The 10,261-nt window shown below is 64.2% G+C and carries 9 protein-coding genes; 2 read left to right on the forward strand and 7 right to left on the reverse strand.

Annotated elements, in window-relative coordinates; genetic code table 11:
- The coding region (locus Q0K09_RS09250; RefSeq protein WP_294475592.1) for an acyl-CoA dehydrogenase family protein at window positions 1–909 on the forward strand (909 nt) is incomplete at its 5' end.
- Between the two features lie 103 nt (window positions 910–1,012).
- Here Q0K09_RS09250 and Q0K09_RS09255 read toward each other — a convergent pair.
- The 7 genes from Q0K09_RS09255 to Q0K09_RS09285 form a co-directional block, all read right to left on the reverse strand.
- Window positions 1,013–4,204, reverse strand: a complete 3,192-nt coding sequence (locus Q0K09_RS09255; RefSeq protein ID WP_294475594.1) for a UvrD-helicase domain-containing protein — start codon at window positions 4,202–4,204, stop codon at window positions 1,013–1,015.
- Window positions 4,198–4,422 (reverse strand): hypothetical protein, encoded by a 225-nt coding sequence (locus Q0K09_RS09260; protein ID WP_294475596.1) that lies wholly within the window; start codon window positions 4,420–4,422, stop codon window positions 4,198–4,200. The genes Q0K09_RS09255 and Q0K09_RS09260 overlap by 7 nt, the downstream gene beginning before the upstream one ends.
- Window positions 4,415–4,954 (reverse strand): hypothetical protein, encoded by a 540-nt coding sequence (locus Q0K09_RS09265; protein ID WP_294475597.1) that lies wholly within the window; start codon window positions 4,952–4,954, stop codon window positions 4,415–4,417. Before Q0K09_RS09265 ends, Q0K09_RS09260 begins: the two co-directional genes overlap by 8 nt.
- A 61-nt stretch (window positions 4,955–5,015) precedes the next feature.
- A complete protein-coding gene (locus Q0K09_RS09270; protein WP_294475599.1) occupies window positions 5,016–5,381 on the reverse strand; it encodes a type II toxin-antitoxin system PemK/MazF family toxin in 366 nt (121 codons plus the stop codon).
- A 227-nt stretch (window positions 5,382–5,608) separates the two neighbouring features.
- A complete protein-coding gene (gene alr, locus Q0K09_RS09275) occupies window positions 5,609–6,748 on the reverse strand; it encodes an alanine racemase (RefSeq protein WP_294475601.1) in 1,140 nt (379 codons plus the stop codon).
- A gap of 27 nt (window positions 6,749–6,775) precedes the next feature.
- Window positions 6,776–7,390 (reverse strand): hypothetical protein, encoded by a 615-nt coding sequence (locus tag Q0K09_RS09280; RefSeq protein WP_294475603.1) that lies wholly within the window; start codon window positions 7,388–7,390, stop codon window positions 6,776–6,778.
- Between the two features lie 13 nt (window positions 7,391–7,403).
- Window positions 7,404–8,948 carry an NAD(P)H-hydrate dehydratase gene (locus Q0K09_RS09285; RefSeq protein ID WP_294475605.1) on the reverse strand — a complete coding sequence of 515 codons (1,545 nt, stop codon included), beginning with the start codon at window positions 8,946–8,948 and terminating at the stop codon, window positions 7,404–7,406.
- 297 nt (window positions 8,949–9,245) lie between these two features.
- Between Q0K09_RS09285 and Q0K09_RS09290 the strand changes: the two genes are divergently transcribed.
- Window positions 9,246–9,701, forward strand: coding sequence for a hypothetical protein (locus tag Q0K09_RS09290; protein WP_294475608.1), 456 nt, complete (start codon window positions 9,246–9,248; stop codon window positions 9,699–9,701).
- Window positions 9,702–10,261: the final 560 nt, after the last annotated feature.

Genomic DNA, 10,261 nt, shown 5'->3' on the forward strand with positions numbered 1-10,261 from the left:
GCCAGCACCGGCATCACCCTCTCCGTCCACACCTCCCTGTGCGCCTCCACCATCGAGGAGTTCGGCACCGAGGAGCAGAAGCAGAAGTGGCTGCGCCCCCTGGCCGACGGCTCCAAGATCGGCTGCTTTGGCCTCACTGAGCCCGGCGCTGGCTCCGACGTGGCGGGCGCCCGCACTGTGGCTGTGAAGGACGGCGACGAGTACGTCATCAACGGTGAGAAGATTTTCACCACCAACTCCGGCTTTGCCGACACCTTCCTGGTCTTCGCCCTCACTGACAAGTCCGTCCCCGCCCACAAGGGCATGTCCGCCTTCCTGGTGGACCGCAACACCCCCGGCCTGACCGTCACCCCCGACATCCCCCGGATGGGCATCCGCGCCGCCTCCAATGCCGCTGTGGTGTATGAGGATGTGCGTGTCCCCGCCGAGAACCTGCTGGGCAGCGTGGAAGGCAAGGGCTTCAAGATGGCCATGAAGGCCCTGGACGGCGGCCGCATCGGCATTGCCGCCCAGTCCGTGGGCATCGCCCAGGGCGCCATCAACGAGGCCATCAAATACGACAAGGAGCGCATCCAGTTCGGTAAGACCATCGCCGCCTTCCAGAACACCCAGTTCAAGCTGGCCGAGATGCAGACCAAGGTGGACGCCGCCCGTCTGATGACCTGGCGGGCCGCTGTGGCCAAGGACAAGGGCGAGGCCTACAACGTCTACGCCGCCATGGCCAAGCTGATGGCCTCTGACGTGGCCAATGAGGTCACCCGCAGCTGCGTGCAGCTCCTGGGCGGCTACGGCTACGCCCGTGAGTACACCGTGGAGCGTTTCATGCGCGACGCCAAGATCACCGAGATCTACGAGGGCACCAGCGAGGTCATGAAGATGGTCATCTCCGGCTCCATGAACCTGAAGTAAGTCTATCCCATTCGTGTGGAGCTTCCTCCATACCGATATGCATCCTATATCCCAGCCCAAAGCCCCGCCGGCTTCTGCCGGCGGGGCTTTGGGCTTTTCCATATCAAAAAAGGCTCAGCTGTACCAGCTCCCGGCGTGGACGGCGGGGCACGGCCTGTCCCCGCTCCACCCCCTCCGGGGGAAGGTCTTCCAGGAAGCGGGAGCCCTCCTTCCGGGTCAGGAGAACGAGCTCCTCCCGGGCCCGGGTCATGCCCACATAGAAGAGGCGGCGCTCCTCGGCCTCCTCCGCAGTCCGGTGTTCCGTCTCCAGGGGAAGGGTTCCGGCCTTTACACCGCAGAGGAAAACCACCGGGAACTCCAGCCCTTTGGAGGCGTGGAGGGTCATCAGGGAGACCGTCCCGGACGCATAGTCCAGCCCCGCGCTCCGCAGCAGATCCCCCTCCCTGCCGATGGTCAGCCCCTTCAGCAGCTCCGGAAGGCTGGGGTGGAGGACCGCCATGTGGATCAGCCGCTGGACCGGCTCCGCCTCCCGGCAGCCCAGGGCGGCCGCCCAGCGCTCCAACAGCCGGTCCGGCCGCTCCCGCCGGAGAACCGGCAGGAGCTCCAGGGCCAGGTCTCCCCACCGCTCCAGGTCGGGCACCTGGGGATAGAGGCCCAGAAGCTGGCGGACCCGCTCCTCCGAGGTCCCGGTGCTTCCGGCCCAAGCCTCCGACGCCGCCTGGGAGAGGCCGGCGGGGCAGTCCCAGCCCAGGTCCAGGGCCGAACGGAGGGCCAGGCTGTCCCCGGGCTCCAGGAGGTTTCGCAAAAAACACAGGCCTCCCCTCACCCGCCGGTCCGCCAGGAAGTCTTCCCGGCCCGCCACCACACAGGGGATGCCGTCCCGGCTCAGACACCGCTCCAGGAGCTCCAGCTGCCGCCGGGTGCGGCAGAGGACAGCGAAGTCCTGGAATCCCCGGGTCCGCTCTGGCGTCCAACCCTCCCGCTGGGCCTCCAGCATATCCACGCCGCCCACCTGGCGGGCCACCTCCTTGGCCACGAAAATGGCCTCGGAGAGGTCGCTCTCGGCCTCCAGGACCCGCACCGGAGCCCCAGATGGACGCTGGGGCTCCAGAGCCCTGGCCGGACCGGGGCTGCGGCGGATGACCGACAGGGCCGTCCACAGGATTTCCGGGGTAGATCGGTAATTGTGGGTCAGCGTCACCCGCTCCAGGCCGGGAAAGTCCTCCTCCAGCCGGGCAAAGCAGACCGGATCGGCCCCCCGGAAGCCGTAGATGGACTGGTCCGGGTCCCCGATGGCGAAGAGGCTCTCCCCTTTTCGGCCCCAGGCCAGGAGCAGGTCATACTGGAGGGCGTCGCAGTCCTGGAACTCATCCACCAGAAGATGGCGGAAGGAGCGCTCCAGACCGGGGGCAGGCCGTCCCGTCCGCCAGAGGGCCAAGGTCTCCAGCAGCAGGTCGTCGTAGTCCAGCAGGCCCAGGGCCCTCAGCCGGGCACAGTAGTCCTGGCACAGCCCTTCTGGAACATCGGTCTCCAGACCGTTCTTCCGGCGGGAGACCCCCTCCAGCAGCTTCCCCGGCGCACAGCCGCCGTGGCTGGAGAGGACCTCCTCCGCCGCCGCCAGGGTTTCATAGGGCCCCGCCAGCCGGACCCCCTGAGAGCGCTTGGATAGAATCTCCAGACAAATGCTGTGAAAGGTGCCCACTGTCACCCCATGGGCCACCCGCTTTCCTCCCAAGAGGCGCTCCAGCCGGGCTCGGAGCTCCCCCGCCGCCCGGTTTGTGAAGGTGACGGCAGTGATCTCCCCCGACTTTACCCCTCGCTCTTGGATGAGCCAGGCGGCCCGGGCGGCCAGGGTCCGGGTCTTACCCGTCCCGGGGCCTGCCACCACGCAGACCGATCGGGCCATGGAGGTAACGGCGGCCATCTGAGCCGGGTTCAGACTCTCCCCCGCCTCCTCCTGGGTGCTTCCGGCGGCGGAGGCCTGTCTGGGGGAGGGAGGCCGCTTTTTCCCCTGCGGCGCCGGCGCCGTACCGAAGAGGCTCACCTGGCCCTCCAGGGCCTCCCGCTCCTCCGGTTCCAGCAGGTGCAGAACTCCATAGGCCCCGTCACAGCCAGGTTCCCAGCGAACCTCCCCCGCCCGCATCCGGCGGACGCCCTCGGCCACCAGAGGTCCGGCGGTTCTGGAAATATCCTCTATCGGGGTTTCCCGCAGAATTTGAAATTCCGGCCCCAGACACCGCAGCAGGCTTTCGTATTTGGCAGTCACCTTTTTGCTGGCAGCGCCGGCCCCCTCCGAGGCGGCGATGACCTCCGGCAGGGGGACCAGGTGCACAAAGGGCTTGGCCCCCGGCCGCTGAAAGCCCTCCGGCCGGTCGGCCAGTGCCTCCACCCGGTGGAGCACCCCAATGGTCACCGGCTTTCCACACACCGGACAGCGCCCCCCTGCCGCCAACGTCTCCCCAGGGGTCAGACGGACCCGGCAGCTCCGATGGCCGTCCAGGTGGTATTTTCCCTCCTCCGGGTAGAACTCTACCGTGCCCGCCAGCCCCTCCCCGGTCTCCAGGGCCCGGCGCAGGGCGGGATAGGAGGGCGCAATGTCCAGCAGATCGGCCTCCCGGCCCAATTTAGAGGGGGAATGGGCGTCTGAGTGGGACACCCGTTGGTATCCGTCCAGGGCGGACAGTCGCTCGTTCATAGGCGGGTCGGAAGAGAGCCCCGTTTCCAGGGCGTGGATGTGTCCCGTCAGGTCCCCGAAGCAGTCCTCCAAGCTGTCAAAGCCGGAGAAGGCCCCGAACACTGAAAAATGGGGGGTCCAGATATGGGCCGGGATGAAGACCGCCTCGGGGCAGGACTCCAGGGTGATCTCCAGCAGGTCCCGGGTATCCAGCCCTAGAATGGGCCGCCCGTCAGAGCGGAGGCTGCCGATGACCTCCAGCTTCCTGGACAGGAGCTCGGCGGCCTCCAGGGAGGGCAGAAGGATGACGCTGTGGACTTTCCGGGTTCTTCCATCCTTTTTATAGATGGTGCTGATCTCCCCGGAGACCACAAAGCGTGGCTCCGGGCCGGAGGCAGTATCCTCCTGAAAGCGGTGCCCCGGCCCCAGGGTGTAGAGTCCCTCCTCCGCCGGGATCAGCTTCTCCGAAAGCTCGGTGCGCCAGGCCGGGTGGGTAAAGTCCCCCGTCCCCACCAGGCCGATACCCTTCCGCCGGGCCCAGAAGTCCAGATACTCGGGCACACAGTCCCGGCTGGTGGCTCTGGAATATTTGGAGTGAATATGTAAGTCTGCAATCAGCATGGACCCTTCCCCTCTTTCTCTCTCTTCGGGGTGCCCTGCCCGCCGGCAATGCTGATCTGCCAAAGCTCCACGGGCCGCCCGTCCAGATCGGGCTTGGTCTCCAGCCGCCACCCGCCGCAGGCGGCAATGGTGCGCCGGGAGGCCCGGTTATCGGCAAAACAGCCCAGCCGCACCGACTCCAGCCCCAGCTCCCCGACGCCGCGTACACATTCAGCCAACGGTATAGCTCCCCCGGACCAGCACCGTGACCTCAGAAGAGGCGGCCAGGCCCCGTCCGTCGGCGGTGATGAGGTAGAGATGGTTGGACTGGACCACCCCGCCGCCGGCCAGGGTTCCGCCTTCCGTGGTATCAATGAGCCCCGGCGCCGACTCCGCTACACAGGAGGCGGAGCCGCTCCGCAGCAAAAATTCACAGCCGGTGCTGCCGAGGAGCCGCTGCCCCGCCGGAACCGTCACCACAGAGAAGACCGAGGAGCCTCCCCCGGAGACCACTCCGCCGGCCCCGGAGAGCAGTGCCTCCAGGTCCTTCCGGTACCCTTCCGCCTCGTCGGAGAGCTTGTCCGCCAGGGCCTCCTCCCGGCTGTCCAGCTCGGCGTCCACCTGGGCCAGAATGCCGGGGGTGGTCACCTCGTCCAGATAGCTCTTTGTGACCAGGGGATCGGTCTGCCCCCCGGCGGCGGCCCCCAGCAGCAGGGCCAGGGCGACTGCGGCCAGGGCGGCGGTGAGGGTCCTCTTCGCGCTCTTTTTCATATGTAACCTCCAATTCCGGGGAGGGCGGGCCGGCCGGAACCAGGTCCGGCGGCCCCGCCCCTCATACCAATTCCTCTGGGTGCAGGCCAAAGCTGACGGCAATGGCGGAATCTACCCGGTGCATCAGTTTGTCGTCCAGGCGGCCCATCTTTTCTCTCAGCCGCTTCTTGTCCAGAGTCCGAATCTGCTCCAGCAGGACCACCGAGTCCTTGGGCAGACCATAGTTCATGGCGGCCAGCTCGATATGGGTGGGGAGCTTGGCCTTGCCGGTCTGAGATGTGATGGCGGCCGCAATCACCGTGGGGCTGTGCCGGTTGCCCGTGTCGTTCTGGACGATCAGCACCGGGCGGACGCCCCCCTGCTCGCTGCCCACCACGGGGCTGAGGTCGGCATAAAAAATGTCGCCGCGTTTCACGCTGTTATCCACGTATGCTCACACTCCGCTGGAAGATAGTAACCCTGCGTCACGAAGGCCGAAGCCTATGTAACGCCGTTACTATGATTCTCCCACGGGGCGGCGGGATTTATACACTTGTCTTCAAATTCGGAAAGCCGGCGTCTCCCGCCGCCTGCCCGGTCCGGGACCCCGCCCGGCGGAAGCCGGAGGAGGTCCCGGTCCCCCCTGTCCAGTCTATGCGGTGGGACAGGCCCCGGTCAATCCTCCCTTCCGCCACCCAGATAGACCCGCGGCACCCGGGGAGAGACGTCGCAGAGGAGCTCATACTGAATGGTCCCCACCAGGTCAGCCCCGGCCTCTACCGGCGCCTGATCGCCGTAGAGGACGCTTTCGTCCCCCGGGGACACGCCGGGGAGGTCGGTGACGTCTACCATGCACATGTCCATGCACACCCGGCCCAGGAGATGGGCCCGGCCCGGCCCGATCTGGACCTCCAGGGCATCGGAGAAGAGCCGGAAATAGCCGTCAGCGTAGCCCACCGGCAGCACCGCCACCCGGCTGTCCCGCTCCAGCACCCGAGTGCAGCCGTAGCTCACCGCCGTGCCGGCGGGCAGGTCCCGCACCGCCGCCACCCGGGTCTTCAGGGTCATCACCGGCTCCAGCGCACAGGTGAGTTCCATGCCAGGGGCGGGATAGTGGCCGTAGAGGGCAATGCCGGGCCGGATCATGTCCAGGTGGGTGCAGGGATAGTTCAGCACCGCCGCACTGGCGGCGCAGTGCCGGATGGGAAAGACAATCCCCCTGGCTGCCAGGCGGTCCAGCAGGTCCAGGAACCGGGTAAACTGCCGCATGGTATAGGCCTCGTCCCCGTCGGCGTTGGCGAAGTGGGTAAAGATACCCTCCCATCGAAGTCCAGGCAGGGCACAGGCTCGCCGGATAATCTCCGCCGCCCCCTCCAGGTGGGCCTCGTCGCAGAGAATCCCCAGCCGGGACATCCCGGTGTCCACCTTTAGGTGGACCGTCAGGGGCTTTCCCGCCGCCGTTGCCGCCGCCGAGAGAGCCGCCGCCGTCTCCAGGTCCCCCACGGTCTGAGCGATCCCGTGCTCCAGTAGGGCCCCGGCGTATTCCGGCGGGGTGAGCCCTAGAATCAAAATGGGGGCCTGGACGCCGGCCTCCCGGAGCTCCAGGGCCTCATCCAGGCAGGCCACCGAGAGGTACTCCGCCCCCAGAGACTCCAGGGCCCGGGCCACCGGCACCGCCCCATGGCCATAGGCGTTGGCCTTCACCACCCCCATAAATTTACAGGACGGGTCCGCCAGGGCCCGGAGCGCCCGGTAATTGCGGGCCAGCCGGTCCAGGTCGATCTCCGCCCAGGTTCTCTTTCGCATGTCGTCCATTCGATCCAATGCCTCGCTTTTTCTGCTTTATTCTTGGGGAGGGGTCAGGACAAAATCCGTAAAAACGCAGTCGATAACCCGGAAGCCGTCCGACAGGATTTCCCCCCGGACCAGGCCGTGGGTAGCGGCGTCAAACCACAGGGAGAGCTCCATCCCCTCCCCCGGCGGGGCCTCCGGGTCCCGACAGGTCATCCGCAGGCACTCCTGCTCCCCCACCGTCTCCAGGGCGCTCTCGGCGATAAAGCCCTCCCGGGCCCCCCGCAGCAGAACGGGTATCGCCCCCACCGGGGACAAACCGCTCTCGTCCAGGGGGCCCGTCTCCAGGCTCACCCCGTCGTACTCCAGATAGGCGGCCTCCCCGGACAGCCGGGCGGTGACCCCCGCCACCTCCTCTGGCGCCACCACCGTGAGGGTGGTCTCTCCTTCCCTGGTATAGCTCAAATCCAGCGTGAAGCCGTAGACCCGCTCGCCATAGTCCGCAGTGATCTCCATCCGGGCGGTACAGCCCTCCATGGCCAGGTATTCCGTCCGAATGGCCAGGGCCAGCTCATCGGCGTTTTGTGCCTCCGCCTCTCCCCCGCCGCAGGCGGAAAGCAGCAGGCAGAGGACCACCATCCATGCGCACCCCATTTTTTTGCCCACAGGCAGCCCCTCCTTACAGGTTCGGCGCTCCCCTCCGGCCCTCCAGAGCCTTGAGCACCCGGGGCAGGGCGCCGATTATATCGCCGGGGGTCATGCCGTACTCCCCCAGCTCTCCAGCGCACAGGTCCCCGGCCATGCCGTGGACGCACACCGCCATGGGGACAGCCAGCCGGGGCGGCATCCCCTGCCCCAAAAAGGAGAGCAGGATGCCGCTGAGCACATCCCCGCTGCCCCCCTTAGCCATCCCGGGATTGCCGGTGGCGTTGACATAGGCGGCTCCGTCCGGGAAAGCGGTGATGGTCCGGTGGCCCTTGAGCACCAACACGCAGCCGTGCTCTGCGGCAAAGGCCCTGGCCGCCGCCAGCCGGTCCTCCCCCACAGGAGCGCCGCTGAGCCGGATAAATTCCCCGTCGTGGGGGGTGAGCACCGTACAGGCCCCCCGGCGGGCGTCCAGTACATCTATATGCCCCTCCAGGGCGTTTATGCCGTCCGCGTCCAACACCACCGGGAGATGGACGGCCCGCAGCACCCGCCGGACCACCGAGGCGGCGCTGTTGCTCCGGCCCAGGCCGGGGCCGATGAGACAGACCCCGCAGCCCTCCATCCGGCGCAGTGCCTCCTCCGCCGCCTCCAAGGAGAAGCCCCCCTCCCGGTTGGCCGGGAGGGGATGCGGCATGGCCTCGTCCAGCTTGGCCCCGGCCACCGGCCACACGGGGGCGGGGACTCCCACGGAAACCAGTCCCCCGCCGGAGCGGACGGCGGCCTGGGCAGCCAGCACCGGGGCCCCACTGTAGCCCACGCTGCCCCCCAGGATATAGCTTTTTCCATAGTCCCCCTTGTGGGAATCCCGCCGCCGCCGGGGCAGGGAGAGCTCCTCTGGGAAGACCCCGTGGAGGTCCCCGCCAACCTCCCGGACCAGGTCGGTCGGGATACCGATGCCAGCCACGATAATCCGGCCGGATCGGGTCCCGCCCTCCCCCAGCAGGAGGCCGGGCTTGGGCAGGGTAAAGGTGACGGTGGCCGCGGCCTCCACCGCCACGCCCAGGACCTGCCCGGTATCGGCCTCCACCCCGCTGGGGAGGTCCACCGCCAAGGTGGGTGCAGGACAGGCATTCATGAGCTCTACTGCGGCCAGGGGCAAGCCCCGGAGTTCCGTATTCAGGCCAATGCCGAAGAGGGCGTCCACCAGCACGCCGCAGCCGGCGCACCAAGCGGCCTGCTCCGGGCTTCCTGTAAAGTCCTCTAGCTTTCCACCCGTTTCCTCCCAGCGTCGGACCATCTCCCGGCAGTCTGGGGTCAGCTTCTCCCGGCGGCCCGCCAAAAAGCACCGAACCTCCAGCCCCGCCGCCCGGAGGAGGCGGGCGGCGGCTACGCCGTCTCCGCCGTTGTTGCCGCTGCCGCAGAAGACGGCGGCCCGGTGGACCCCCTGCGCCTCCGCCAGGGCTTGGGCGACCGCCGCCTGGGCCGCCCGCTCCATCAGCTCCAGAGAGGGAATGCCCCGCTCCCAGATGGCGGCTTGATCCAGAGCCCGCATCTGCTCTGCGCCAGCCAATTTCATTTGGAAATCGTCTCCTTTTCCGGCTTTCCTCCGCCGGTCCTCAATGCCAACTATTGTACCACGATTTCCAGCGTTTGTCTAATAGGAATGCGCACCGTCCCTTTTCAAGATAAGTAGTGATGAGCCGAACTCCGTCGGTTTCACCAAATAGCATGTCCTAACTTGAGAACAGCTAACTCTGGTTACTTGTCATGCCTTGCGGAAAACATTTTTGTATTTTATAATGAAAAATGGAACTTGAGAGAAGATTTTACGTCTATATCAATAAGAATGTGTATTCAGAAAGGAGGTTGCACTATGAAAAAATACAACTTTCTAATTTTAGCATTTGTGCTTATCTTATCTTTAGCGGCGTGTAATCAGCAAGCAGAAACAATTATTTCTTCACTCGACGAGCCGAATAGTAATTTATCTACCAATGAGCCAGCCGGTCAGTCTTTAGCAAGTTTTTCATACGAAGAAGATGTTGCAACATACCAGGAGGGAGACCCTGGAGTGAACCCGAACGAATTTGTAAATGTAGACATCTATCCGATTGACAATCAAGATGCAGCGGTGGAAAGAGCGAAGAATGAAGGCACGATTGAGTATAACGCAACAAACGCATACTATGATGATCACGCTGATATGTGGAAGATCGTTTTTCTTACAGTTGCACACAGCGAAGATGATACTTGGGCCACTACGGGGAATTGCCAAAGCGTTTATATGAATAGCGATGGCATTACGCAACTAATTGTATATGGAGAGTAAAACTGGATATTGTCCCACTGCGAGCAGCCATTTTTGCATAGAAAATGGCTGCTCGTTTCTTTTTCCCATGAGCAGAAAGGAACGATTCCCTATAACGAAACCGAGAGAGAAAACTCGATGGAAATTTGACGTGACAGTTAGAATTCCCGTCAAATTGACGGGACTTTTCAATTTCCCTTGAAATCACTACCTTCCTTGAAAAGGGAGTGCGCACCGTCCCTTTTCAAGATAAGTAGTGATGAACCGAACTCCGTCGGTTTCACCAAATAGCAGTCTCTAACCTCTAAATGGCTGGATGAAATGTTTTATCATGCCTTGCGTAAAACTTTTTTGTATTTATAATGATTAAAATGAAACATCACAGAAAATTTTGCGTCTAAAATGACAGAAACATATTGCAGATTGGAGGTACATACGATGAAGAAATTTTTAACACTATTACTTGCTTTCGCTATGATATGTCCTCTTGTGGCTTGCGGTGAACAGAACGATAATTCGCTCAAAAACAATATGCAGGACAGTCAGAAACCGGACCAGACACCGCCGTCGAGCAATACACC

Origin of the sequence: uncultured Intestinimonas sp. (genome assembly GCF_944387725.1) — a bacterium.
GTDB lineage: Bacteria > Bacillota > Clostridia > Oscillospirales > Oscillospiraceae > Intestinimonas.

Excerpts from the sequence above, each read along its gene's own strand:
- Q0K09_RS09255 (WP_294475594.1), bottom strand. The coding sequence starts at position 4,204 with ATGCTGATTGCAGACTTACATATTCACTCCAAATATTCCAGAGCCACC.
- Q0K09_RS09265 (WP_294475597.1), bottom strand. The coding sequence starts at position 4,954 with ATGAAAAAGAGCGCGAAGAGGACCCTCACCGCCGCCCTGGCCGCAGTC.
- alr (WP_294475601.1), bottom strand. The coding sequence starts at position 6,748 with ATGGACGACATGCGAAAGAGAACCTGGGCGGAGATCGACCTGGACCGG.
- Q0K09_RS09285 (WP_294475605.1), bottom strand. The coding sequence starts at position 8,948 with ATGAAATTGGCTGGCGCAGAGCAGATGCGGGCTCTGGATCAAGCCGCC.
- Q0K09_RS09290 (WP_294475608.1), top strand. The coding sequence starts at position 9,246 with ATGAAAAAATACAACTTTCTAATTTTAGCATTTGTGCTTATCTTATCT.